This is a genomic window from Halomonas sp. M1, from assembly GCF_029581375.1.
Taxonomy (GTDB): domain Bacteria; phylum Pseudomonadota; class Gammaproteobacteria; order Pseudomonadales; family Halomonadaceae; genus Vreelandella.
On the sequence record NZ_CP121119.1, the window covers coordinates 311,788 to 336,439 of the forward strand.

Consider the following 24,652-nt stretch of genomic DNA (forward strand, 5'->3'; position numbering starts at 1 on the left):
TGGATGAGTGTCCAACTTTTGGGGTGCAGTTCACAAGGCCGGCAGTTTTGTGATAGCTAACTCAGGTGTAATGCCTGCGTCAGGGGAGAGCTGGAATTTCGAAATCAGGCATCTCGCCGGTGAGCGTATGCAGAAATGCGGTGATGTCGTTAATCGTTGCATCATCAAATTCCCGGCCAAGCATCTCCTCGCCCATGATAGCGACCGCTTCCTCTAGCGTTTCAGTAGCGCCATTGTTCATGTAGGGGTAGGTGACTGCTACGTTTCTAAGCGTAGGTGTTTTGAAGCGATATTTATCGCTCTCTTCACCAGTTGCTAGGTAGCGGCCTAGGTCGGTTGAGCCTGGAACTTGGATCGCATGGAAGCGGCTATCTGTTAGCGCTGGCCCGCTGTGGCAAGCAATACAACCATTGTTAACAAAAGCAGCCATACCATCTTTAGCTTGGTCGCTGATGGCGCTTAGGTCACCGCGGAGGTAGCGGTCAAACGGTGAGTTTGGTGTATTAAGTGTGCGCTGAAAAGAAGCAAGTGCTTTGGCCAGGTTGTCGGCATTGATTGGATCTGCGTCATCAGGATAGGCTTCAGCAAATTTCTCCTGATAGAGATCAAACTCCGTTAAGCGTTCCAACGCCATTTCAAGATCCATTGCCATTTCGACATCGGCTTCGATAGGCCCAAGTGCTTGCCCTTCTAGATCTGGTTCGCGGCCATCCCAGAACTGGGCTTCAAAAAAACCACTATTTAGGACTGTTGGTGTATTGCGCTCACCGACTTGGCCGTCATGGCCTACTGCGCGAGGGATACGGTCAGCCCAACCCAATGCAGGGTTATGGCAGGTCGCGCAGCTGATGACACCGCTGGAAGAAATTCGCGGCTCGAAAAACAGCATATTACCCAACTCAACTTTCTCTTTGGTAAGTGAGTTGTGCGCAGGTATAGGGGGTAAGTATGGCAACGCCTCAAAGCGGTCGCGGTAATCTTCAAAACCGTCTTCCGCTGCCATGGCCCCAGTAGATATTAATGCTGCACTGGCAATAATGCCGGGCAGAATTTTTTTCGTCATTTTCATCGATGATCCCCTCGCATGAGTAGCACTCATAAATAGCACTTACAACGGCTAGTCCTGCAGTTTGCTAATCTAGCCTTAATTAAGGTAGGTGCTTTTAATATTAGTTTTCAACCAAGTGTAATAGTCGGGTAAAGGGGTGGCTTGCGCTGGGTCAAGTTTTCTTGCAATTTCTATCTAAGCTTAGTGTTTATTCTACGCTGGGTGGTTATGGAGGAAGGAGGGTGAGGTACCCTGGTGATAAAACGTGTCTTAAGTCTTTTATAGTAAGGAGGTGATATGCCGCGTTACCGATACCCTGTTATTCCTGAATCGGAAGTGACGCCTAAGGCAGTATTCGACAATCGTCGTCACTTCTTGCGTCAGGGTTTTGCTGTTGGGGCTGCCGTCATGCTGGCTCCCAGCATGTTTTTGACAAAAAATGCGCATGCCTGGGCAGATGTACTTAAGCCCGCCCTCGAAAGCGATTTACCGAGCCAAGAATTGGCCGGCGGTGAAGCGCTTACCGACTTTCGAGATGCCACCACCTACAATAACTTTTATGAATTTGGAACGGGAAAACGAGACCCTGAAGTTTTTGCTCATAATTTGCCAGTTGACCCCTGGAGTATCACCCTAGAAGGGGAGCTGGACAAAACAGGGGCTATACCACTTGAAGATATTCTTAAACGCCACTCTTTAGAGGAGCGTATTTACCGATTACGTTGCGTGGAAGCGTGGTCGATGGTCATTCCTTGGATTGGGATACCTCTGGCGGATCTGCTCAATCACCATGGGCTAACATCCCGGTCTAAGTATGTTGAATTTGAGTCGCTATATGACCCAGATAATTTAAGAGGCCAGCGCCGTTCCATTATCGATTGGCCATATCGAGAGGCACTGCGTATTGATGAGGCAATGCACCCGTTAACGTTGCTAGCTGTGGGCATGTATGGGGAAAAAATGCCTAATCAAAATGGTGCGCCCATTCGGTTAGTTGTGCCATGGAAGTACGGTTTTAAGAGCATTAAATCGATTGCCAAAATACGTATTCTTGAAGAGCCGCCCACTACTTCCTGGCAAGCGCGCAACCCTGAAGAGTATGGTTTTTACGCCAATGTAAACCCGGATGTTAATCATCCCCGTTGGTCGCAGGCAAGGGAGCGTAGGATTGGCGAGTCAGGCCGCCGAGAAACTTTGATGTTCAATGGGTATGGTGATGAAGTCGCTCATCTTTATAAAGGTATGGATCTTCAAAAACATTATTGATTAGCAGTGAGTGACTTATGGCAGTTAAAGCAACGCCAGTATCTTTTTTTCGTTTATGCGTATTCGCGGCAGGTCTACTGCCAGGCTTATGGTTAATATGGCAGTGGCATTACGGTGATCTTGGGGCTAATCCAGCGGAAGCCGTTATTCATTTCTCTGGGAGGATTGGGCTGTCACTATTGTTAGCCACGATAGCGTTTAGCCCTGCGTTTCGGCTTACACGCTGGTTAGGGTTTATGAAGGCTCGTCGTCAAATAGGGCTGTGGTCTTTTTGTTGGTTAATTTTACATATGCTTTCATGGATGGGGTTGGAGCAGTACTGGGAGTGGCAGTGGATTTGGCATGAAATGGTTGCCCTTGAATACATACGCTATGGAGCTGCTGCACTGCTACTGCTTATACCGTTAGCTTTGACCTCTTTTCAATGGGTGCCCGCTAAAATGGGTTGGAAAGCTTGGCACTGGTTGCACAGGCTGATCTATATCTCCGCAGGTCTTGGCATATACCACCTTTGGGTTCTCACTAGGGCTGACTATCTGCTACCTACTATATTTGCTTTATTATTTGCTGGTTTGGTTGTTTTTCGGTTGATTGATGCATTCATTCACCGCCAGTAAAATCTAAGAGTAAAAAACTCACGCCATGTGCTTGACCAGAAAAAAAATACCAGTATGATATGCACACATCGAACGGCAGCAGCCTTCGAGAGCTCTTTAACAATTTGATCAGGTAATTCATGTGGACGCTTGCCGATGAGGGTGATAAATCACCAAATATCAAGGCAAGCGGTCATGACAATGTAAATTGAAATGAATTCGTTTGAACCTTGAGCCAAGTTTGATGCGCTTTTGTTGCTTTCGGCTAGTCCTTAAGTAACGAGTAAGCATCACAATGATTTTAAACTGAAGAGTTTGATCATGGCTCAGATTGAACGCTGGCGGCAGGCCTAACACATGCAAGTCGAGCGGTAACAGATCTAGCTTGCTAGATGCTGACGAGCGGCGGACGGGTGAGTAATGCATAGGAATCTGCCCGATAGTGGGGGATAACCTGGGGAAACCCAGGCTAATACCGCATACGTCCTACGGGAGAAAGGGGGCTTCGGCTCCCGCTATTGGATGAGCCTATGTCGGATTAGCTAGTTGGTGAGGTAATGGCTCACCAAGGCAACGATCCGTAGCTGGTCTGAGAGGATGATCAGCCACATCGGGACTGAGACACGGCCCGAACTCCTACGGGAGGCAGCAGTGGGGAATATTGGACAATGGGGGAAACCCTGATCCAGCCATGCCGCGTGTGTGAAGAAGGCCCTCGGGTTGTAAAGCACTTTCAGCGAGGAAGAACGCCTAGGGGTTAATACCCCCTAAGAAAGACATCACTCGCAGAAGAAGCACCGGCTAACTCCGTGCCAGCAGCCGCGGTAATACGGAGGGTGCAAGCGTTAATCGGAATTACTGGGCGTAAAGCGCGCGTAGGTGGCTTGATAAGCCGGTTGTGAAAGCCCCGGGCTCAACCTGGGAACGGCATCCGGAACTGTCAAGCTAGAGTGCAGGAGAGGAAGGTAGAATTCCCGGTGTAGCGGTGAAATGCGTAGAGATCGGGAGGAATACCAGTGGCGAAGGCGGCCTTCTGGACTGACACTGACACTGAGGTGCGAAAGCGTGGGTAGCAAACAGGATTAGATACCCTGGTAGTCCACGCCGTAAACGATGTCGACCAGCCGTTGGGTGCCTAGCGCACTTTGTGGCGAAGTTAACGCGATAAGTCGACCGCCTGGGGAGTACGGCCGCAAGGTTAAAACTCAAATGAATTGACGGGGGCCCGCACAAGCGGTGGAGCATGTGGTTTAATTCGATGCAACGCGAAGAACCTTACCTACTCTTGACATCCTGCGAACTTGTGAGAGATCACTTGGTGCCTTCGGGAACGCAGAGACAGGTGCTGCATGGCTGTCGTCAGCTCGTGTTGTGAAATGTTGGGTTAAGTCCCGTAACGAGCGCAACCCTTGTCCTTATTTGCCAGCGCGTAATGGCGGGAACTCTAAGGAGACTGCCGGTGACAAACCGGAGGAAGGTGGGGACGACGTCAAGTCATCATGGCCCTTACGAGTAGGGCTACACACGTGCTACAATGGCCGGTACAAAGGGTTGCCAACTCGCGAGAGTGCGCTAATCCCGAAAGCCGGTCTCAGTCCGGATCGGAGTCTGCAACTCGACTCCGTGAAGTCGGAATCGCTAGTAATCGTGAATCAGAATGTCACGGTGAATACGTTCCCGGGCCTTGTACACACCGCCCGTCACACCATGGGAGTGGACTGCACCAGAAGTGGTTAGCCTAACGCAAGAGGGCGATCACCACGGTGTGGTTCATGACTGGGGTGAAGTCGTAACAAGGTAGCCGTAGGGGAACCTGCGGCTGGATCACCTCCTTAAACGATGCATTATCCTCGCGGTAAGCGCTCACAATGAATTACCTGATCAGATATAGAGCAAACGGTTTAAGCACGATCCCCTCTTGGGTCTGTAGCTCAGTTGGTTAGAGCGCACCCCTGATAAGGGTGAGGTCGGCAGTTCAAGTCTGCCCAGACCCACCAAATTCCTGCGATACTGCGTTAAAATGCCCCTCGTATAGCAGGCTATACGTTGTCGCATTTTGCCTTGTCTCACAGAAATTAATGGCAAGAGGTAAGGTCAGCAAAAACAATGGGGCCATAGCTCAGCTGGGAGAGCGCCTGCCTTGCACGCAGGAGGTCAGCGGTTCGATCCCGCTTGGCTCCACCATTATGTGCTGTTTTGTACATATTGTTTTATCGTACTTTAATGTCCGTTTGTGAATGTTTCGTGACCACTGATAAGTCACTGTGTTTTAACACGTTGTTTTAACATACTGCTTTATCACTGTTCATTGAACAGCTGCTCTTAACAATGTATATCATGCTGACATAAACACTTCGTAGAAGTGTTTATACGTAATTGTTTTGTGATACGTCTCAAGCGTATCCGGCAATCGTTATTATTGCGAACCCCAGACTCCTTCGGGTTATAGGGTCAAGCAATTAAGCGCACACGGTGGATGCCTAGGCAGCCAGAGGCGATGAAAGACGTGGTAGCCTGCGATAAGGCTCGGCGAGGTGGCAAACAACCTGTGACCCGGGCATTTCTGAATGGGGAAACCCACTCAGCATAAGCTGAGTATCTTACGCTGAATATATAGGCGTAAGAGGCGAACCAGGGGAACTGAAACATCTAAGTACCCTGCGGAAAAGAAATCAACCGAGATTCCCCTAGTAGCGGCGAGCGAACGGGGACCAGCCCTTAAGCATGTGACTGATTAGGCGAACGCGCTGGGAAGCGCGGCCGTAGCGGGTGATAGCCCCGTAGTCGAAAATCTGATCATGTGAAATCGAGTAGGTCGGGGCACGAGAAACCTTGACTGAAGACGGGGGGACCATCCTCCAAGGCTAAATACTCCTGGCTGACCGATAGTGAACCAGTACCGTGAGGGAAAGGCGAAAAGAACCCCGGAGAGGGGAGTGAAATAGATCCTGAAACCGTGTGCGTACAAGCAGTAGGAGCAGACTTGTTCTGTGACTGCGTACCTTTTGTATAATGGGTCAGCGACTTATATTCAGTGGCGAGGTTAACCGTTTAGGGGAGCCGTAGGGAAACCGAGTCTTAACTGGGCGACACAGTCGCTGGATATAGACCCGAAACCGAGCGATCTATCCATGAGCAGGGTGAAGGTTGAGTAACATCAACTGGAGGCCCGAACCAGGATCTGTTGAAAAAGATTTGGATGACTTGTGGATCGGAGTGAAAGGCTAATCAAGCTCGGAGATAGCTGGTTCTCCTCGAAAGCTATTTAGGTAGCGCCTCACGTATTACCGCCGGGGCAGAGCACTGTTTCGGCTAGGGGGTCATCCCGACTTACCAACCCGAGGCAAACTCCGAATACCGGTGAGTACAGCGTGGGAGACACACGGCGGGTGCTAACGTCCGTCGTGAAAAGGGAAACAACCCAGACCGTCAGCTAAGGTCCCCAAATCCTGGTTAAGTGGGAAACGATGTGGGAAGGCTCAGACAGCTAGGAGGTTGGCTTAGAAGCAGCCATCCTTTAAAGAAAGCGTAATAGCTCACTAGTCGAGTCGGCCTGCGCGGAAGATGTAACGGGGCTAAACCAGGTACCGAAGCTACGGGTTCACACTTAGGTGTGAGCGGTAGAGGAGCGTCGTGTAAGCCGATGAAGGTGAATTGAGAAGTTCGCTGGAGGTATCACGAGTGCGAATGCTGACATGAGTAACGATAAAGGGAGTGAAAAACTCCCTCGCCGGAAGACCAAGGGTTTCTGTTCGACGCTAATCGGAGCAGAGTGAGTCGGCCCCTAAGGCGAGGCCGAAAGGCGTAGTCGATGGGAAACGGGTCAATATTCCCGTACCGGACATGATTGCGATGGGGGGACGGAGAAGGCTAGGTGAGCCAGGCGTTGGTTGTCCTGGTGAAAGTGAGTAGGCCGAGGTGCTAGGAAAATCCGGCACCTTAAAGCCGAGACACGAGATGAACTGACCACGGTCAGGAAGTCACTGATGCCACGCTTCCAGGAAAAGCCTCTAAGCTTCAGATCATGTGCGACCGTACCCCAAACCGACACAGGTGGTCAGGGTGAGAATCCCAAGGCGCTTGAGAGAACTCGGGTGAAGGAACTAGGCAAAATGGTGCCGTAACTTCGGGAGAAGGCACGCCGGCGTAGGGTGATGAGACTTGCTCTCTAAGCCCGAACCGGTCGAAGATACCAGGTGGCTGCAACTGTTTAGTAAAAACACAGCACTCTGCTAACTCGTAAGAGGACGTATAGGGTGTGACGCCTGCCCGGTGCCGGAAGGTTAAATGATGGTGTTAGGATTCGTCCGAAGCTCTTGATTGAAGCCCCGGTAAACGGCGGCCGTAACTATAACGGTCCTAAGGTAGCGAAATTCCTTGTCGGGTAAGTTCCGACCTGCACGAATGGCGTAATGATGGCCACGCTGTCTCCACCCGAGACTCAGTGAAATTGAAATCGCCGTGAAGATGCGGTGTACCCGCGGCTAGACGGAAAGACCCCGTGAACCTTTACTATAGCTTCACACTGGACGCTGATGTTGCCTGTGTAGGATAGCTGGGAGGCTTTGAAACCCGGACGCCAGTTCGGGTGGAGCCAACCTTGAAATACCAGCCTGGCATCATTGGCGTTCTCACTCAGGTCCGTTATCCGGATCGAGGACAGTGTGTGGTGGGTAGTTTGACTGGGCGGTCCCTCCCAAAGAGTAACGGAGGAGCACGAAGGTACCCTCAGCACGGTCGGACATCGTGCAGTGAGTGCAAGAGCATAAGGGTGCTTGACTGCGAGACAGACACGTCGAGCAGGTGCGAAAGCAGGTTCTAGTGATCCGGTGGTTCTGTATGGAAGGGCCATCGCTCAACGGATAAAAGGTACTCCGGGGATAACAGGCTGATACCGCCCAAGAGTTCACATCGACGGCGGTGTTTGGCACCTCGATGTCGGCTCATCACATCCTGGGGCTGAAGTCGGTCCCAAGGGTATGGCTGTTCGCCATTTAAAGTGGTACGCGAGCTGGGTTTAGAACGTCGTGAGACAGTTCGGTCCCTATCTGCCGTGGGCGTTGGATGTTTGAGAAGAGCTGCTCCTAGTACGAGAGGACCGGAGTGGACGACCCTCTGGTGTTCCGGTTGTCACGCCAGTGGCATTGCCGGGTAGCTATGGTCGGACAGGATAACCGCTGAAAGCATCTAAGCGGGAAGCCCCCTTCAAGATGAGACATCCCCGAGGACTTGATCCTCCTAAAGGGCCCAGCGAGACCAGCTGGTTGATAGGCACGGTGTGGAAGCGCTGCAAGGCGTTGAGCTAACGTGTACTAATGGCCCGTGAGGCTTGACCCTATAACACCCAAGGGGTCTGGTCGTAGTAATAACGAGAACCGGATACGCGCATCAAGCCCAGGGCTTGATAGAGACGCACACAAACACGTCAGCATGATATACATCGCCAGTTACGCCTGACGACCATAGCGAGCGTGAACCACCTGATCCCTTGCCGAACTCAGCAGTGAAACCGCTTAGCGCCGATGGTAGTGTGGGGTCTCCCCATGCGAGAGTAGGTCATCGTCAGGCACTTATTAAGAAACACCCCAGCTTCATTTGAGGCTGGGGTGTTTTGTTTGGGCGAAAGAAAACAAATGTCTCCCCTATGGTTTATTTGTCGGGCACAAACGGGAACTGCTTTAGCGAGCCCGAAAGGCGAGTCTCAAGGAGAATATGCGTAAAGCCCCGGAAGCCCAGCGCTAAATGGCCGGAACAGGCATCGTCAGATATTTACTCACAGGAAAAAAGCTAGCAAAGCATTGGGTAGCGGCAGCTTGTATTAGTCAGTTCTGTCGATGATGGAAAAAAGTTAAGATGCCCTCTTTGGTGGTATTAACGCCAGCGGATGCCAGGCCCTTGGTTTACCATTAAGTGCTTGGTTACCGCTAAAAGGTTCGAGTGTCATGCATACACCAGTGTCCACTACCTGTATAAAAATCAAGGAGCTATCTCCATGTCGGCTGAGACCGCTAACCATGAAAATGCCAGTCGAGACCGTATTGAACAAAGTATCTTAAGTGCCGCTGAGCAGGTGTTTTCTCGCCACGGTTACCGCGGCGCTAGCCTACAGGCGATTGCCGACCAAGCCGGTTTGCCTAAAGCAAACATTCTGTATTACATGGGGAATAAGCAGGCACTGTACGTGCGTTTGCTGAACCGCATGATGAGCCGATGGAATGCGGTTCTTGAAGACATTACCCCTGAAAGTGATCCTGGACAGGTGCTGAGTGAGTTTATTCGCACCAAAATGTTGCTTGGACAACGCTATCCAGAAGGTTCAAAGCTCTTCGCCGCTGAAATTTTGGCCGGCGCCCCGTTTTTAAGCGACTATTTATCGGGAGAGCTGAGGGAGTGGGTAGCCTCTCGGGCGGTAATTATTCGTCAGTGGTCAGCGCAGGGTAAAATGGACGATGTTGACCCGCGCTGGCTGATATTTTTGATCTGGTCATCTACTCAGCATTACACTGAATATAGTGCCCAGGTAAGCGGCATACTAGGTCGAAATACGCTCAGTGAAGCGGATATTGAATCGATTTCTCAGTTTTTAGAGCAAATAATTTTAAAAGGCTGCGGCATTCGGCAATCTTCCTCGTCTAGCAGTATCCACGTGTAACTATCATGTCTACTTTGCCTATTGAGCCGCATCTAGCCGCTTTGCAAACCGCATTAGATGCTCACAACCGGCTGATTTTGGTTGCTCAACCGGGAGCGGGTAAGACTACCCGTGTGCCGCTAACACTTCTTGGCAGCTTGTGGTCACAGGGGCAAAAGCTTTTGCTGCTAGAACCCCGGCGCGTTGCGGCGCGGTTAGCGGCAAACTATATGGCAGAGCAGCTTAACGAGTCGGTTGGCCAGACGATCGGTTATCGAATGCGTGGTGATAGTAAGGTTAGCGCACAAACCCGTCTGGAAGTAGTTACCCAAGGGGTGCTCACTCGCATGCTGCAGGATGATCCGCTCCTTGAAGGCGTTGCGGGCATTATTTTTGATGAGTTTCATGAGCGTAGTCTTGAAGCGGATCTTAGTCTTGCGTTTGCGCTGGATATACAGCAAAGCATTCGCGATGACCTGCGGCTTATTGTGATGTCTGCCACGCTCGATGTCGTCGCGTTGAAGAATGTGTTGGGAAACGATACGCCCGTCATTGAAAGCAGCGGTCGACAATTCCCTGTTGAAACACACTATCGTCCTACACGCGGCAGCGAATCGTTAGAAATGGCGGCTTTTCGCGTGATAAGCGAGGCTCTATCATGGCCAGATGCACGCGATGTGCTGGTTATCTTGCCCGGTGTGGCTGAAATTGCTCGACTAGTTCAGACGCTAGAGAGTGACATGCCTGATATTGAAGTGCGTGCATTACACGGACGAATGCCCATCGAAGCACAGCAAGCTGCGTTGAAGCCCCATGAAGTGCGCCAACGTGTGATTGTATCAACCGCGATTGCTGAATCCAGTGTCACCGTAAACGGTGTAAATGTGGTTATCGACGCAGGCCTGGAGCGAGTACCGCTATTTCAGCCGCGTACAGGGTTAACACGCTTAACCACACGACGTGTTAATCGCGCCAGCGCTGACCAGCGCAGGGGGCGGGCCGGTCGGCAGCAACCAGGCATATGTTTCCGCTTATGGCCCCAAGAACAGCCGCTGGTTGCCTATGGCGAGCCAGAAATCGCCCAGGCTGATTTATCTAAACTGGTACTTGAAGTTGCGGTCTGGGGCGTTCAGTCACCCGATGTGCTGGCATGGGTGACTCCACCGCCAAAGGGCGCTTGGCAAAGTGGTCAGGCGTTGCTTGAGCAGCTAGGCATCATTGACTCGGTGGCTAAGCTAACGCCGCTGGGTAAGCAGAGTGCACTCTGGCCCCTTGAGCCACGGCTAGCCGTTATGCTTGCAACGTCTTCTTCACTCAATGCAGTGCCATTAGCCTGTGGATTGGCAGCGCTATTAGAGGGTAGAGAGCGCATAAACGGCACTTTACAAGAGGCTTTAGTTCAGCGATTTGGGCAGCCCTCACGGTTTCCCCAGTGGCAAAGAGAGGCTGAGCGCCTGGCTAAAGTAGCGGGTATAGCGTTGTCTCGCAGCGTTAGTTGCGAGCCGTTAGGCGTGCTGCTGGCCCTGGCTTATCCGGATCGTATCGGTCAACTTATCACTTCCGGCCGGTTCAAATTGGCCAATGGGAAGACCGCAACATTACCCAGCCGCCACTCCCTGGCAAACGCCCCTTACCTTGTTGCGGTGAGTGTTGAAAGTGCTTCCAAGGATGCAGCCATTTACTTGGCAGAGTCGCTTGCGTTGGCAACACTTGTGCGTTTTTTCCCGGCAACCCAACAGTGGGTGGATCGGATAAGGTGGTCAGATTCCCAAGGCAAGCTTGTCGGCGAAGCCGTACAGTGTCATGGAGAGCTGGTGTTAGCCTCTCGACCGCTCGGGGAGCTGCCCGCTGAGGCTATTCAGCGTGCATTACTCATAGCGCTGAAACAGCGTCCAAACGTGGTGTTTACAAAGGAGGTACGGCAGCTGCAGGGGCGTATGGCGCTGCTACATCGTCTCTTTCCAGACCAGTGGCCAGACTGGTCAGATAAAGTGTTAATGGATGCGTTGGATACATGGCTTTTACCCTACCTAGCGGGCATGACGCGCATGAGTCAGCTAGAAAAGATGTCCTTTCACACGCATTTACTGGCTTCGTTGAAGTGGGATGATCAGGTTGCTTTTGATCGATTAGCGCCTAAGGCGCTGCCTGTGCCTAGCGGCAGTCAGGTGATGCTCGATTATGCTCCCTGTCATGATGGCCGTCCGCCTGTGTTAGCGCTTAAACTGCAAGAAGCGTTTGGATGGCAAGACTCACCAAGCATTGCTGATGGGCATGCTGTGGTTCTCATTCATCTGCTTTCACCTGCAAGAAGGCCGCTACAAGTAACTCAAGATCTGCGTAGTTTTTGGCTAAATGGCTATTCAGAGGTGCGTAAGGAGATGCGTGGTCGCTATCCAAAACACCCCTGGCCAGAAAATCCGTTAACTGCAAAAGCCACTGCCAAGACAAAGCATGGCAGTGGCTCAGCGCATTAACGTAGGCGGCGCCATATGGCTTTTTCAATTTCGACTAACGCGTAAATAGCGAGACTTAACAGCAAAATGGCTAACCAGTGCTGCAATTGTAGGGCTTCGCTGGCAAAAATAACCTGCATTATCGGCCAGTAAGTAAATGCTAGCTGTAGGAGCATAATAGCGCCAATCGCTAGCCAAACCATGCGGCTACTAAAAATGCCGTGAAAGGAGAATGTGCTGTTGATGAGGAAGCGACTATTGATTAAATAGGCAGCGCTACCGACCACCAGCATATTTACGGCGGCAGTGCGCGCTAACTCAATGCTTTCGCCTTGGGCGAGAACCCAGCTGAAAACGCTGAAAACACCGCCCAGTAATAGTAATGAGACAAAGATGACACGCCAGAGTAGAAACATATCGAGCAATGCCGCTTTTGGGTCCCGCGGTTGACGCTGCATTAAATCCTGTTCACTTTCCTCGAAGGCTAGGGCTAAGCCGAGTGTGGTAGCCACCACCATGTTTACCCAAAGCGCTTGAAGCGGGGTGATCGGTAGGTTGGTGCCCGCCAGCACCGCCAGCATTATTGCTAAGCCTTGTGCACCGTTGGTAGGCAGAATGAAGGTGATCGTTTTACGAATGTTGTCGTAGACTTTTCTACCTTCAGCTATCGCATTCACAATCGTGGCAAAATTATCGTCTGCAAGTACCATTTCAGAGGCATCTTTTGCTGCCTCGGTGCCTTGAATGCCCATCGCCACGCCGACATCAGCACGTTTAAGGGCAGGGCCATCATTGACCCCATCCCCAGTCATCGCACATATACCGCCCTTTGCCTGCATAGCTTTAACCAGTCTTAACTTGTGTTCAGGAGATGCGCGGGCAAATACATCGACATCCGTAATAATCTCTTCAAGCTGCGTATCGCTCATTGCTTCAACTTCGCGACCGGTAACCACTCGCTCTGTCTGTGAAAAACCTAGTTGTTTGGCAATAGAAAGGGCAGTAGCGGCATGGTCCCCGGTAATCATGACAGGGCGAATGCCTGCTCTGAGACACTCTTTCACTGCGTCAATAGCTTCTTCACGCGGAGGGTCGAGTAGGCCGATGATGCCTAAAAAGGTGAGATCCTGTTGAATATGTTCATGATCAAGAGACGGTGAGTCGGGTGATGCTATTTCTGCGATAGCTAACACTCTCAAGCCTTGCGAAGATAGCTCTTCAATCCGTGCTTCCCATTGGCTGCGATCAATAGGTGATAACCCTTCTTGAGTCAACGTATGACTCGACATCTCAAGGAGCCTATCCGGGGCGCCTTTTACCAATACTCGATGCTTGCCATCAAGCTCGTTTACCGTCGCCATATATTTATGTTCAGACTCGAAAGGAATCGCATCAAGTCGCGGATGGCGCTCGCGTAGCGGCTGAATTTCAAAGCCTGCTTTAGCGGCAGCAACGATTAAAGCGCCCTCTGTCGGGTCGCCGACAATGTGGTATGAATCATCACGCTGGGCAAGTTCTGCATCATTGCAAAGCGAAGCGACCTTCAGGAAGTGGCTTAATGCAGTGTGATCTTCTATGGAAATAGAAGAGGGTTGTGATTGAGCATCAGCGTCGACCTGTCGAATATTGCCCTCGGGGTTAAAGCCAGTACCTTCAATGGTGTATTGAGCGTCACCAAGCCAAATAGATGTGGCTGTCATCTCGTTGCGAGTAAGTGTGCCGGTTTTATCGGAAAAAATAGTCGAAATTGAGCCAAGAGTTTCAACCGCAGGAAGGCGCCGAATAATTGCCTTTCGTTTCGCCATGCGCTGAACGCCAAGGGCTAGGCTAATGGTAACAATAGCGGGTAAGCCTTCAGGAATGGCGGCCACTGCCAAGCCTACTGCCGCCATAAACATTTCGTCGAGGGGTTGGTTGTGAAAAAAACTACCTACGGCCGCAGTGAGTGCGGCTGCGCCTAATATAAAGAACGCTAGCATGCTTCCAGCGCGGTCTAATTGGCGCAATAAAGGGGTTTTAAGCTGTTCAACGCCGCGTACTAGCTCAGAAATTTTACCAATCTCTGTTTGGGTGCCAGTTGCCACCACTAGGCCTTTGGCAGTGCCTTGAACAACAATCGTACTGGCATAAGCAATTGAGCTACGTTCAGCTAAATCAGCGTCGGTCGATACGGGGTGGGATTGTTTATCAACCGGTATGGACTCGCCCGTAAGCGCCGCTTCGTCGGTGCAAAAGCGTTTTACTTCAATTAAGCGAAGGTCGGCAGGAACACGGTCGCCACTTTCAATAAGTACCACATCACCAGGAACGACTGTTTCCGCGTCAACGACAGTTCGCTGCCCATTGCGTAATACTGTGGCTTGGGGGGAAAGCATATTGCGTATGCTTTGAATGGCCTGCTCAGCTTTACCTTCTTGAATAAATCCAATTAACGCAATGATCACTACCACCCCGAGGATGGCAGCGGCATCCAAGTGATGCCCCAGCAGAGCACTGGCAACTGCTGCGATAATCAGGATAAGCATAAGGATGTTATTAAATTGATCTAAAAAGCGCCGATACCAGGGGCGCGCTTGTTCTTGCTGAAGCCTATTCGGGCCATGGGTTTTCAGCCGCGATTCAGCTTCTTGGCTGGATAAGCCGGTCGTGCTTGATTGCAGTGATGATATCGCTTCGTCTGCATCAGTGCTGTGCCATGCAGCAGTGGTTTCATTCGGTAGTGGTGTTTTGGCCATTCCGTGCCCCCTTTAATGTGTCAATACAAAATGCAGTATAGGGAAATATATGCTGCAGTGCAGTGACTGGGGGCAAGGCTTAGATGTAATAGTGAAAAAGCTAGATGAACGAAACGTTATTCAGGAATATCGCCTGGTAGACGATAGCGAACGCCTTCTGCCCGCTGCTCTTCATAACGTTGGTTTTCATTTTCCGGAACGACGCCCAATACAGTTTCCTGAGAGCCATCTGGCCACGTGTACGTGGTGCAGGCAGTTAAAGGTAGCAACAACCCCAGGGTGATAAAGGGAATGAATACATGAAATTTACGGCACTTGGGCATAGTTGGCTCCATAACCTGGGGTTGCTGCTTCGTTTTAAATAAACCGTGAGCGGCACTATAGGGCGCAACACGCTTAATTGTAAATTATTAGAGCTCTTCCCATAAGCTGCGCCGAAACTCATGGGAAAGCTGAGAAACTTTTGTCAGGCGCTCCATATTGGCATCGGTGAGCGTCTTAACCATTTCTTGGTAGTGTTCTGTGAACTCCGCAGCGTTGCAGTGGTGCGGATTGTCGGTTAGGCACAGCGTTAATTTTTCGCTGCTTTTGGCTAGGGCTTGAAAAAGTTGCGCCTCCATCTGCATAGCCTGAGTCACATTTTCTAACCAAGCAATTTGAAGTCGTACCATGGGCATCGTGCTTAATAAGCAGTATTGATGCCACCACGCCTGCATGGGTTGGGCATCGTCAATCCATGGCATGGAAGGGGTTTTATCGCTAGTTGTCATGGTGGGCTCCTTTTTTGATAGTGGAAACTGGACGGCATGATTTTTAAGATTGCCTATCTTGAACTATAGCTAAGTGCAGCATGAGTGCGCCGTTTTCGTAACGAAATTTGTCACTTTCCAGGAGATGCTCTATGTGGTCGGTAATTAAATCGGTTCTAGCCGCACTTATTGGCGTCCAAAGCGATTTCCAGCGCCAGCAGGATTTCTCAAGTGGGAAGCCCACTACCTTTATCTTAGTTGCCATTGTGGTAACCCTAATTTTTGTGCTGCTGCTCATGGCTGTGGCTAATATGGCGGCGCGGTGAAAAGCGTTGACAGCTTTTGCAAGGTAGTTCGTGACGTATGACACATGTTTTCTATACTGATTCTTATCACATAATCCCACCCTAATTAAAAAGCCGTTAATAACAACAATAACAAAGGAGGTACTTATGCTCTCACCGTGGCGCTGGCTGCTGCCCATAAGCTTTATTTCAACCGCTGCCCAAGCTCAATCCAGCGGGTGGAACATGCCCGTAGGCGTGACAGATATCAGTCGCGATATTTACGGTCTGCATATGACAATCTTTTGGATATGCGTAGTGATTGGCCTGATAGTGTTTGGAGTCATGTTTTACTCGCTGTTCCGCTATCGGCACTCAAAAGGAGCTAAACCAGCGAAATTTCACGAGCACACCACTGTGGAAGTGCTTTGGACAGCTATTCCGGTGTTAATTTTAGTGGGAATGGCCGTGCCTGCCACGGCCACACTTAAGAATATGTATGACACCTCTGAAGCCGAACTAGATGTGATGATCATCGGCCAGCAGTGGCGCTGGCGCTACGAGTATCTTGGTGAGGATGTGGCTTTTAACTCAAGCATGAGCACTCCTTGGGAGCAGATTCGTGGCGAGGAGGCACGTGATGAGCACTATTTACTTGATGTAGATGAGCCACTGGTGCTGCCTATTAACCGCAAAGTACGGTTCTTAATGACCTCAGATGACGTTATCCACTCTTGGTGGGTGCCGGACCTTGCCGTCAAGCAAGATACGATCCCTGGCTTCATTAATGAGAACTGGGTGCAAATTAACGAACCGGGTATTTACCGTGGTCAATGTGCAGAACTCTGTGGTGTTAACCATGGGTTTATGCCCGTGGTGGTGCATGCCGTTGAGGAGGAAGAGTTTGAAATATGGTTAGCGGAACGTAAAGAAGCGGCTCAGCAAGAAGCGATGGGAGTGGATCGGGAGTGGGAGCTTGATGAGCTAATGGCGCGAGGGGAGCCGGTATACCGGGCTATTTGTGCCTCATGCCATCAGGCGGATGGTCAAGGCGCGCCGCCTGCTTTCCCGGCGCTGGTCAATAATGACCAATTAATCGACGACTTGGACTGGCATATCGACCGCATTTTAAATGGCGTTTCGGGAACCGCCATGCCTGCGTTTCGCAATACGTTGAACCCTGTGGAGATTGCTGCGGTAGTGACCTATACGCGTAACGCATGGGGCAGCGACACGGGCGATGCCATTCAGCCAGCGGCAATTGCTGAAAAAATTGTTCAATAAAACGCATGCGTGCCAATCAGCAATGATAGCTACTAACGCTATCACAACAATAAAGTAGGCGGAGAGATTTATGGCGCCCAAACTACCTCCTCAACACTCGCTGCAGCATAGCTCTACCGCAGTGGCTGACGGTCAAGCACCCCATGCGCATCACGAAACGCCTAAAGGGATTATGCGTTGGCTGCTCACGACTAACCACAAAGAGATTGGCTCTTTGTACCTAATCTTTTCACTGATTATGTTTTTTATTGGCGGTATTTTTGCGCTCGTAGTCAGAGCGGAGCTGTTCCAACCGGGTCTGCAGCTGGTTGAGCCTGAGTTTTTTAACCAAATGACCACAATGCATGGGCTAATAATGGTCTTTGCCGCGGTAATGCCAGCATTTACTGGCCTGGCTAATTGGATGATTCCTCTGCAAATTGGCGCGCCAGACATGGCGCTTCCTCGTCTAAACAACTTTAGCTTCTGGCTGCTGCCCGTCGCGTTTACATTGCTGTTGTCAACGCTCCTGATGCCTGGAGGAGGGCCAAATTTTGGCTGGACATTCTATGCGCCTCTATCAACGACGTATGCGCCGCCTTCAACCACGTTCTTTATTCTTGCCCTGCATATCGCCGGTATTAGCTCAATATTAGGTGCGATTAATATTGTTGCGACTATCCTCAACATGCGTGCTCCTGGCATGCGCATGATGGATATGCCGCTGTTTGTCTGGACTTGGCTCATCACCGCTTTCCTACTTATCGCCGTTATGCCTGTGTTGGCGGGCGTCATTACCATGATGTTAATGGATATAAACTTTGGCACTAGCTTCTTCGATGCTGCGGGCGGTGGAGACCCGGTGCTTTTCCAGCATCTGTTTTGGTTTTTCGGCCATCCTGAGGTTTACATTATGATTTTGCCCGCATTCGGGATTGTCTCCGCCATCATTCCTACGTTTGCCCGCAAACGGTTGTTTGGCTACGCCTCCATGGTTTATGCAACCGGCGCTATCGCACTGCTTTCGTTTTTAGTTTGGGCACACCACATGTTTGTGGTTGGCCTACCGTTAGCAGCAGAGCTGTTTTTTATGTACACCACAATGCTGATTGCAGTGCCAACGGGGGTTAAAGTCTTTAATTGGATCACCACACTGTTTCGAGGCTCAATTAGTTTTGAACCCCCCATGCTGTTCGCACTTGCATTTGTCGTTCTGTTCACCATCGGTGGTTTTTCGGGGCTTATGTTGGCAATTGCCCCTGCCGACTTTCAATACCACGATACCTACTTTGTGGTAGCCCATTTTCACTATGTGCTAGTGCCAGGGGCCATCTTTGCCATTATGGCAGGGGTTTACTATTGGCTTCCCAAGTGGACGGGGCACTACCCCCATGAACGATTAGCGCAGTGCCATTTTTGGTGTTCGATTGTGGGCGTAAACCTGACGTTCTTCCCAATGCATTTTGCCGGTCTCGCCGGGATGCCGAGGCGTATCCCTGACTATGCGCTTCAGTTCGCGGACTTTAATCTTGTTTCAAGCATTGGTGCCTTTTTCTTCGGGGTGTCGCAGTTAATTTTTGTGCTGGTGGTGGTGCTGTGTGTCCGAGGGGGTAAAAAAGCGCCTGCTAAGGCATGGGAAGGCGCAGAAGACCTTGAGTGGAGTGTCCCTAGTCCAGCGCCCTTGCATACCTTTGAAACACCTCCCGTGTTTCATCGTGCACAACACGGCGAATAAGGCCTTATATAAGGCAAGGGGAGTGATATGTCTGAATATGAAGTCGTCAGGGCTGCGGGTGTGCGGCGCACCGTCATTCGGTCGATTGCGGCACTGATAGGCATGTTTGCGTTTGCGTTTGCGCTAGTGCCTCTTTATGACGTTTTCTGCCGCATTACAGGCATTAACGGCAAAGTCGATACCACTGCCCAGGCCATCATCCATGAGGAGGTTGATCAGTCGCGCTATATCACGGTGCAGTTTATCACTCGGGGGAGTGCTGGCTTACCTTGGCAAATGAGCGTAGCCACGCGTCAAATGCGAGTACACCCTGGGCAAACGGCTGAAGTGGATTTTACTTTTACGAATAATAGCGCCAAAGAGAGTTGGGGAAGAGCCATCCCAAGTGTTTCTCCCTCTAATGCGACGACCCACTTGCGAAAAGTAAGCTGCTTCTGTTTTCAGGAGCAGCAGTTGCAGGGTGATGAGCGTTTAACCATTCCACTGGTCTTCCAATTGGCGCGAGATCTGCCGGAAGAGATCACAACGATTACGCTGGTTTATACCCTGTACCCAGTTCATAACATGGCACTAGATTCCACAGTGAATAACAACAATAGCGTGGGGGATAAGATATGAGCGGCGGTAACTACTATGTTCCGACGACTAGCAGATGGCCCATTCTCGGCTCACTGGCGCTGGGGGTCATGATGGTGGGGGCAGGTTCCCAGCTAGTTTATGACACTGGTGCGTTAGTAATGCTGATGGGTGTTATTGGCGTTGTGGCGGTGATGGGGCTTTGGTTCAGGGATGTGGTCAGGGAGTCTATGAGTGGGTTGTACGACACCCAGATGGATCGCTCATTTAGGTGGGGGATGGGGTGGTTTATCTTCTCTGAGTTGATGTTTTTTGCTGCCTTTTTCGGTGCCCTTTTTTACGTTAGAACTTTTGCTATCCCTTGGCTAGGTGGTGAGGGAGAGAAAGGTGTCTCTGCGCTGCTATGGCCAGAATTCATCTCTCACTGGCCTCTGATGAACCCTCCTGATTCCTCTGTGCTAGGTCCTGAGCAAGTGTTCAGCCCATGGCAACTGCCGCTCGTTAATACGCTGATCCTTATCACGTCCAGTATTACGCTAACGGTGGCCCATGAAGCGTTAAAGCTGGGTGAGCGTATTACCTGCCGAAACTGGCTTGCTGGCACAGTATTATTAGGATGCTGCTTTATCGTTATACAAGGGGTCGAGTACTACGAAGCCTACAACCATTACGGCATTACGCTGGAAGCCGGCATCTTTGGCGCTACTTTCTTTATTTTGACGGGGTTTCACGGTGTGCACGTCATTATCGGTACGATCATTTTAGGCTGTATTCTCGTCCGGATCTGTAAAGGCCATTTTGCTAACGATCATCATTTTGGTTTTGAAGCATCCTGCTGGTATTGGCATTTCGTTGATGTGGTGTGGGTGGGGCTGTTTATTTTTGTTTATGTCCTGTAGCGGCTAGCCCAGTTCTCCTGACCAAAAGCCGAATACTAATAGCGCCATGAGAAGACATGCCAGGGCAACACGCCACTTTAGTGATACTAGTAATCGCTTTGAAGGGGCGCTGTCTCGTAATAAAAAACCAGCGCCCGCTGCAAGGCTAATAACCATGGCAATAAATACTAAGGCAATAAGAAACTGTAACCACATGATGTCTACCTCTGTCAGATTAAGGCGCTTTTACGCGTGGTGTGCTTTTTGGAGCTTGTTAGTTGCATTAGGCATTTTTTTAGGACTATGGCAGTGGGAGCGTGCTAATGACAAGCGTGTTTTGTTAGACGCACGGGCGGCAGCTCCGGCTTTAACGGCGCCCCAAGAGATGCCGCAGGACGGCGCAATGGTAAGATTGAGGGGCGAGTATCTCCCACAGCACACGCTCTTTTTAGACAATCGTGTGGTAGAAGGTCGGCTTGGGGTGGCTGTTCTCACCCCGTTGCGCGATGAGCATGGGCAGGTTTGGTTAATACAGCGTGGCTTTATTGAAACAGGCCCAAGTCGTAGTGCCCCCACTGCGCAAACGCCTAGCGGCAGTGTAGAAGTGTTTGGTGAATGGCAAACAACTCGCCCTGGTGGGCCATTATATGGGGATAATCAAGAAGGACTCCGTCTGCAGCAAATGAGCTTGATACCTTGGCAAGAAACGCTAGCGCCCATTAGCTATCAGGGGTGGCTACATGCCACGGAAGGAGAAGGTGTTTTTATACCCTGGTGGCAAGCAAATGTAATGCCGCCCAGCCGGCATATTGGCTATGCTTTTCAGTGGTGGGGGTTAACACTTGCAGCTTTCGTTGTAATGATATTGGGTGGCTATCGCATGCGCAAAGACCGCATACAATAATAAGAGGAATGAAGAATGGAGCAGGCTAAAACGGTTCGTTATCAGCGGCTCAAATTGATAATGATCTTTATTGTTTTTACAGCGCCTATGGCGACAGCCTGGGGAATGGTTAAATGGGGTTTTGGCATTCCTGCTCAACACACTGCACATGGAGAAGTAGCAATAACGGCGCCAAATTTATATGAGTGGCCATTGGTTAATGTACCGGAAGGTTCGAAGGATGTATGGACGTTGGCGTTCGAGTGTGCCGTTGATTGTGAACAGCGTAAAGACGAGCTTTGGCGCCTTCACCGTGCTCTTGGCCGTGAAGCGCCGCGGTTGCAGCGGTTGCGCATCGGTGGTTCCTACGAAACCTTGCCCGGAGAGCAGGCTAACCAGTGGCAAGAGTCGCCAGCTTGGCGTAATGAAAGCGTTATTTGGTTACTGGATCCAATGGGAATGCCAGCGTTAGCATTTAATGAACAGGCTAATGCAAGTGATATTCTTGACGATATAAGGCATCTGTTCAAAGTAAATCACCATTAATGTTAGTCGGCACCCTGGGCCGTAAGGAAAGAGCATGCAATACGCAATGGAGCGGCGATTACGTTGGTTGGTGCGCCTCACCTTGGCAGGCACTCTGCTGACAGCCCTAGTGATTTTAGTAGGTGCCTGGACACGTTTAGTTGATGCTGGGTTGGGGTGCCCGGATTGGCCGGGTTGCTATGGGCGCTTGCTGGTTCCCGATAGCGAGCAAGCCGCGCTACGTCATCCTGATGTGCCTCTTGAGCCTTTTAAAGCATGGGTGGAAATGGCGCACCGCTATGTAGCGAGTTTTTTAGGACTGATGGTCATTAGCGTCGTCGCGCTAGGCTGGCCTCTGCGTCGCCGCCCTGGGTACCCTTGGGGCATTAGCCTGGCGTTACTCGTTGTGATTCTAATCCAGGGGGGCTTTGGTGCATTTACCGTAACACTCAAGCTTTGGCCGCAGGTGGTCACTCTCCATTTACTGGGTGGGCTGAGTGTATTAATGCTGTTTTTCTGGCTTCATTTGCGCGTTCGTCACGCATGGAAAGAGAGGGCTATGGGGCGGCAGTCTATTAATTTTTTATGGGCAGCGGCCATTGGCTTACTAGTGATTCAGCTGGCGCTTGGCGGCTGGGTCACCAGCAACTATGCAGGTATTGCTTGTCAAGGGTTTCCCACCTGTAACGGCCAATGGTGGCCAGAGATGGATCTAAGCGAGGGTTTTCATTTAACACAAACGGTTGGGCCTAATTATTTACACGGTCAGCTGCACGCAGACGCACGCACCGCTATACAGGTGGTTCACCGTATTGGTGCCTTGTTTTTGGGTATTGCGTTATTGGTGCTTTGGTGGCGGTATCGCTATTTAGTGATCCTAGGGAAGGCGCTAGCTGTTGTGGTTAGTGCCTATGCCGTACAGGTAGCGCTGGGTATTGCCAACGTCCTTCTGTGGCTGCCTTTATGGCTTGCTTTACTGCATACCGCTGGTGCAGTGGTGCTGACGCTTAGCGTTGGTTGGGCATGGTGGTGCTGGCGGCAGGCACCTGATGCGATACTTGTTGAGCGTCAATTGGCTCCAGCAACTGCCAAGTAGTGAGTTAAAAGTGGGTGTCATTGGTGTAACGACACCTTTAGGGTGTACAATTCTCGTTAAATTATTCTTGTGTGGCTAGCTGAAGGAGTGCCATGAATTCCACTACAGCTTTAGTTTTGCTCGCAGTAGGTATTGCGGTCATTGTTGCTCTCTGTGCCTATGCGCTTACCCTGCGTAAGGAGGTAAAGCGGCGAGAAGCTTATCGTGTCGATGAAGATCGTCGCGCACACCAAAATAGTCTAGAGAACCTTGACTACGTCGTTAGTGCGTTGGTTCAGGAGCAAGTAGATATAACTGAGGCCTCCTGGCGCTGTAAAGTTCTGCTTGAGATTGTTGATCCAAGCTTAACCGAAAGGCCAGAGTTTCAAGCGTTTGCCGAGGTTTATCAACGCACACAGCACTTGAAAACACACTCAGCACGTAAGCAGCTTTCCCCCCGTGAGCGGATGCAGGAAGATAAAGAGCGTTTGATTGTTGAGGATGAAATGCGCCCTGCAGTGTTAGCGGCCGCAGCAGCCGTTATCAAGTGGCGTGCCAAAGGACCAACGTCATTACACTGATATCTCGTTGGAACCCCAAGCGCACAATGACAACTATTTTTGAAACGAGTTCAGCTTTTTTGGCGCTTACAGCACCCTTTTTGCTATGCTGAAACGGTGGGTATTAGCAAGAAGTTGATATCTCGGTATTGTTGCCTTCTAGCGTTCAAACGTTAATCATAGGCAGAGTGTCCAGTATTAGAGCATTAGCTATGTATTGCTAGGGTGCTGGGCAGGCGAAAAAAGGATGCTCTCGCAATAAGAAGCATTGGATAGAATTGGTCGTGTGACCATTTCAGCATTGGATCAAGAAGGAGTCTTGCATGAAAAAATCAACAACTGGCTTGCTAGTCGGTTCTGCCCTGGTAGTTGGTTTATCAGGCTGCGCCAGCTCTGCCACCCAGACATCTGGGCAGGCTAGTGCTAGCAGTGATCGTAGCTGGTACCAGCACCCGGCTGTTTGTGGTTTGGCTGGTGGTTTAATTGGCGGCAGCATTGGCTATGCCACCAGCGGTAGTTCCGATGAAGAAAGTGGTGCCGCTACAGGTGCTGCAGCTGGCGCTGCTATTGGTGGCCTGCTATGTGCTGACCGCACGCCTCAGCCTGTTGCGCCGCAGTGCCCAAGCTACGGCGAAGTGCCAGCTGGCGTTGCCGTTGATGCGCAAGGCTGCCCACTGGACTCCGACGGTGACGGCGTGCCGGATTACCGCGATCAGTGTCCAGGTACTCCGGCTGGCGTTGAAGTAGACGCGCGTGGCTGCCCGCTGGATTCTGATGGCGATGGCGTGCCGGACTACCGTGATCAGTGCCCGGATACCCCCGCAGGCGTTGAAGTTAACGCCCTGGGCTGCCCAGAAAGTCTTGTACTGCGTGATGTTAACTTCGAGTTCGACTCTGCTCAATTGACATCCAGCGCACAGCAAGTGCTTAACGGCGTTGCCGAGCGTCTGGTTAACAACCCTGACGTTCGTGTGAGCATTGAAGGTCACACTGACTCGCGCGGCTCTGCAGAGTACAACCAGAACCTGTCTCAGCGTCGTGCCGAATCAGTTGCTGCTTACCTGTCACAGCGTGGCGTAGAGACTAACCGTATGCGTGCAGTAGGCTACGGTGAAGAGCGTCCAGTTGCTTCTAATGAGACAGACGAGGGCCGCGCTCAGAACCGTCGTGTAGAGCTGGATGAGTGGAACTAAGCCACTGAGGCTAGTTCGGTTGAGCAATGATTGCTTATTGCAATGGTTTGCTTAATCAAATAAAGAAGCGGGAGGCCTTTGTGCCTCCCGTTTTATTTTACGGCTCACCGAATTCTGATAGGCTAGAGCCCTGCTATAAGAAAGGCCCGCAACTCCCGCCCATTGATAGCGAAATGTGATCCTTGGTATGGATCACCAC

Annotated in this window: 19 protein-coding genes, 2 tRNA genes and 3 rRNA genes; 19 read left to right on the forward strand and 5 right to left on the reverse strand. The window is 50.9% G+C overall.

What is annotated here, in order from left to right:
* Positions 1-79: 79 nt before the first annotated feature.
* Complete coding sequence (locus P8S54_RS01400; RefSeq protein WP_281442922.1) at positions 80-1,069, reverse strand: cytochrome c peroxidase; 990 nt, start codon at positions 1,067-1,069, stop codon at positions 80-82.
* Between the two features lie 276 nt (positions 1,070-1,345).
* Here P8S54_RS01400 and msrP point away from each other — a divergent pair, with 276 nt between their 5' ends.
* The 9 genes from msrP (at position 1,346) to hrpB (ending at position 12,018) form a co-directional block, all read left to right on the forward strand.
* On the forward strand, positions 1,346-2,314 hold the full coding sequence (msrP, locus tag P8S54_RS01405) for a protein-methionine-sulfoxide reductase catalytic subunit MsrP (protein ID WP_281442923.1): 969 nt from the start codon (positions 1,346-1,348) through the stop codon (positions 2,312-2,314).
* A gap of 17 nt (positions 2,315-2,331) precedes the next feature.
* The gene (locus P8S54_RS01410; protein ID WP_281442924.1) at positions 2,332-2,931 is read left to right on the forward strand and encodes a ferric reductase-like transmembrane domain-containing protein; all 600 of its coding nucleotides are present in this window, start codon (positions 2,332-2,334) and stop codon (positions 2,929-2,931) included.
* A 282-nt stretch (positions 2,932-3,213) separates the two neighbouring features.
* Positions 3,214-4,745: ribosomal RNA gene (locus P8S54_RS01415) — 16S ribosomal RNA — on the forward strand.
* A gap of 85 nt (positions 4,746-4,830) precedes the next feature.
* Positions 4,831-4,907: transfer RNA gene (locus P8S54_RS01420), tRNA-Ile, on the forward strand.
* 111 nt (positions 4,908-5,018) lie between these two features.
* Positions 5,019-5,094 (forward strand) — tRNA-Ala (locus tag P8S54_RS01425).
* Positions 5,095-5,359: 265 nt separating this feature from the next.
* A 23S ribosomal RNA gene (locus tag P8S54_RS01430) occupies positions 5,360-8,247 on the forward strand.
* Positions 8,248-8,362: 115 nt separating this feature from the next.
* Positions 8,363-8,478 (forward strand): 5S ribosomal RNA (gene rrf / locus P8S54_RS01435).
* The 16S, 23S and 5S rRNA genes sit together here with 2 tRNA genes alongside, the layout of an rRNA operon.
* Positions 8,479-8,902: 424 nt before the next feature.
* A complete protein-coding gene (locus tag P8S54_RS01440; RefSeq protein ID WP_281442925.1) occupies positions 8,903-9,562 on the forward strand; it encodes a TetR family transcriptional regulator C-terminal domain-containing protein in 660 nt (219 codons plus the stop codon).
* Between the two features lie 5 nt (positions 9,563-9,567).
* Entirely contained in the window at positions 9,568-12,018 is a 2,451-nt protein-coding gene (gene hrpB, locus P8S54_RS01445; protein ID WP_281442926.1) for an ATP-dependent helicase HrpB, read from the forward strand.
* Here hrpB and P8S54_RS01450 read toward each other — a convergent pair.
* The 3 genes from P8S54_RS01450 to P8S54_RS01460 all read right to left on the reverse strand — a co-directional run bounded on the left by P8S54_RS01450 (position 12,015) and on the right by P8S54_RS01460 (position 15,502).
* Entirely contained in the window at positions 12,015-14,732 is a 2,718-nt protein-coding gene (locus tag P8S54_RS01450; RefSeq protein ID WP_281442927.1) for a cation-transporting P-type ATPase, read from the reverse strand. The two genes, hrpB and P8S54_RS01450, sit on opposite strands and share 4 nt — an antisense overlap.
* A gap of 116 nt (positions 14,733-14,848) precedes the next feature.
* Positions 14,849-15,055 (reverse strand): hypothetical protein, encoded by a 207-nt coding sequence (locus tag P8S54_RS01455; protein ID WP_009097642.1) that lies wholly within the window; start codon positions 15,053-15,055, stop codon positions 14,849-14,851.
* Between the two features lie 87 nt (positions 15,056-15,142).
* On the reverse strand, positions 15,143-15,502 hold the full coding sequence (locus P8S54_RS01460) for a hypothetical protein (protein WP_281442928.1): 360 nt from the start codon (positions 15,500-15,502) through the stop codon (positions 15,143-15,145).
* Positions 15,503-15,633: 131 nt separating this feature from the next.
* On the opposite strand from P8S54_RS01460, the gene P8S54_RS01465 reads away from it, so the two are divergent.
* The 5 genes from P8S54_RS01465 to P8S54_RS01485 all read left to right on the forward strand — a co-directional run bounded on the left by P8S54_RS01465 (position 15,634) and on the right by P8S54_RS01485 (position 20,238).
* Complete coding sequence (locus P8S54_RS01465) at positions 15,634-15,807, forward strand: DUF2970 domain-containing protein (RefSeq protein WP_281442929.1); 174 nt, start codon at positions 15,634-15,636, stop codon at positions 15,805-15,807.
* A 126-nt stretch (positions 15,808-15,933) separates the two neighbouring features.
* Positions 15,934-17,049, forward strand: coding sequence for a cytochrome c oxidase subunit II (gene coxB / locus P8S54_RS01470; RefSeq protein ID WP_281442930.1), 1,116 nt, complete (start codon positions 15,934-15,936; stop codon positions 17,047-17,049).
* A 70-nt stretch (positions 17,050-17,119) separates the two neighbouring features.
* Complete coding sequence (gene ctaD / locus P8S54_RS01475) at positions 17,120-18,763, forward strand: cytochrome c oxidase subunit I (RefSeq protein WP_009097632.1); 1,644 nt, start codon at positions 17,120-17,122, stop codon at positions 18,761-18,763.
* A gap of 27 nt (positions 18,764-18,790) precedes the next feature.
* On the forward strand, positions 18,791-19,381 hold the full coding sequence (locus tag P8S54_RS01480) for a cytochrome c oxidase assembly protein (RefSeq protein WP_009097631.1): 591 nt from the start codon (positions 18,791-18,793) through the stop codon (positions 19,379-19,381).
* Positions 19,378-20,238: a cytochrome c oxidase subunit 3 gene (locus P8S54_RS01485; RefSeq protein WP_281442931.1), complete on the forward strand. Its 861-nt coding sequence runs from the start codon at positions 19,378-19,380 to the stop codon at positions 20,236-20,238. The genes P8S54_RS01480 and P8S54_RS01485 overlap by 4 nt, the downstream gene beginning before the upstream one ends.
* Before the next feature lie 3 nt (positions 20,239-20,241).
* Here the strand turns inward: P8S54_RS01485 and P8S54_RS01490 are convergent, their stop codons facing one another.
* Positions 20,242-20,433 (reverse strand): DUF2909 family protein, encoded by a 192-nt coding sequence (locus tag P8S54_RS01490; protein WP_009097625.1) that lies wholly within the window; start codon positions 20,431-20,433, stop codon positions 20,242-20,244.
* A 1-nt stretch (position 20,434) separates the two neighbouring features.
* Here P8S54_RS01490 and P8S54_RS01495 point away from each other — a divergent pair, with 1 nt between their 5' ends.
* The 5 genes from P8S54_RS01495 (at position 20,435) to P8S54_RS01515 (ending at position 24,453) form a co-directional block, all read left to right on the forward strand.
* The gene (locus tag P8S54_RS01495; protein WP_348651278.1) at positions 20,435-21,121 is read left to right on the forward strand and encodes an SURF1 family protein; all 687 of its coding nucleotides are present in this window, start codon (positions 20,435-20,437) and stop codon (positions 21,119-21,121) included.
* Positions 21,122-21,136: 15 nt separating this feature from the next.
* Positions 21,137-21,646, forward strand: a complete 510-nt coding sequence (locus tag P8S54_RS01500; RefSeq protein ID WP_281442933.1) for a hypothetical protein — start codon at positions 21,137-21,139, stop codon at positions 21,644-21,646.
* A 34-nt stretch (positions 21,647-21,680) separates the two neighbouring features.
* Positions 21,681-22,721 carry a COX15/CtaA family protein gene (locus P8S54_RS01505; RefSeq protein WP_281442934.1) on the forward strand — a complete coding sequence of 347 codons (1,041 nt, stop codon included), beginning with the start codon at positions 21,681-21,683 and terminating at the stop codon, positions 22,719-22,721.
* A gap of 92 nt (positions 22,722-22,813) precedes the next feature.
* The gene (locus P8S54_RS01510) at positions 22,814-23,281 is read left to right on the forward strand and encodes a DUF2489 domain-containing protein (RefSeq protein WP_009097618.1); all 468 of its coding nucleotides are present in this window, start codon (positions 22,814-22,816) and stop codon (positions 23,279-23,281) included.
* A 302-nt stretch (positions 23,282-23,583) separates the two neighbouring features.
* Positions 23,584-24,453 (forward strand): OmpA family protein, encoded by an 870-nt coding sequence (locus tag P8S54_RS01515; protein WP_281442935.1) that lies wholly within the window; start codon positions 23,584-23,586, stop codon positions 24,451-24,453.
* The last annotated feature ends 199 nt before the right edge of the window (positions 24,454-24,652 follow it).

Coding starts and splice junctions, on each gene's coding strand:
- P8S54_RS01400 (WP_281442922.1), bottom strand. CDS start 1,069: ATGAAAATGACGAAAAAAATTCTGCCCGGCATTATTGCCAGTGCAGCA.
- msrP (WP_281442923.1), top strand. CDS start 1,346: ATGCCGCGTTACCGATACCCTGTTATTCCTGAATCGGAAGTGACGCCT.
- P8S54_RS01410 (WP_281442924.1), top strand. CDS start 2,332: ATGGCAGTTAAAGCAACGCCAGTATCTTTTTTTCGTTTATGCGTATTC.
- P8S54_RS01440 (WP_281442925.1), top strand. CDS start 8,903: ATGTCGGCTGAGACCGCTAACCATGAAAATGCCAGTCGAGACCGTATT.
- hrpB (WP_281442926.1), top strand. CDS start 9,568: ATGTCTACTTTGCCTATTGAGCCGCATCTAGCCGCTTTGCAAACCGCA.
- P8S54_RS01450 (WP_281442927.1), bottom strand. CDS start 14,732: ATGGCCAAAACACCACTACCGAATGAAACCACTGCTGCATGGCACAGC.
- P8S54_RS01455 (WP_009097642.1), bottom strand. CDS start 15,055: ATGCCCAAGTGCCGTAAATTTCATGTATTCATTCCCTTTATCACCCTG.
- P8S54_RS01460 (WP_281442928.1), bottom strand. CDS start 15,502: ATGACAACTAGCGATAAAACCCCTTCCATGCCATGGATTGACGATGCC.
- P8S54_RS01465 (WP_281442929.1), top strand. CDS start 15,634: ATGTGGTCGGTAATTAAATCGGTTCTAGCCGCACTTATTGGCGTCCAA.
- coxB (WP_281442930.1), top strand. CDS start 15,934: ATGCTCTCACCGTGGCGCTGGCTGCTGCCCATAAGCTTTATTTCAACC.
- ctaD (WP_009097632.1), top strand. CDS start 17,120: ATGGCGCCCAAACTACCTCCTCAACACTCGCTGCAGCATAGCTCTACC.
- P8S54_RS01480 (WP_009097631.1), top strand. CDS start 18,791: ATGTCTGAATATGAAGTCGTCAGGGCTGCGGGTGTGCGGCGCACCGTC.
- P8S54_RS01485 (WP_281442931.1), top strand. CDS start 19,378: ATGAGCGGCGGTAACTACTATGTTCCGACGACTAGCAGATGGCCCATT.
- P8S54_RS01490 (WP_009097625.1), bottom strand. CDS start 20,433: ATGTGGTTACAGTTTCTTATTGCCTTAGTATTTATTGCCATGGTTATT.
- P8S54_RS01495 (WP_348651278.1), top strand. CDS start 20,435: ATGTCTACCTCTGTCAGATTAAGGCGCTTTTACGCGTGGTGTGCTTTT.
- P8S54_RS01500 (WP_281442933.1), top strand. CDS start 21,137: ATGGAGCAGGCTAAAACGGTTCGTTATCAGCGGCTCAAATTGATAATG.
- P8S54_RS01505 (WP_281442934.1), top strand. CDS start 21,681: ATGCAATACGCAATGGAGCGGCGATTACGTTGGTTGGTGCGCCTCACC.
- P8S54_RS01510 (WP_009097618.1), top strand. CDS start 22,814: ATGAATTCCACTACAGCTTTAGTTTTGCTCGCAGTAGGTATTGCGGTC.
- P8S54_RS01515 (WP_281442935.1), top strand. CDS start 23,584: ATGAAAAAATCAACAACTGGCTTGCTAGTCGGTTCTGCCCTGGTAGTT.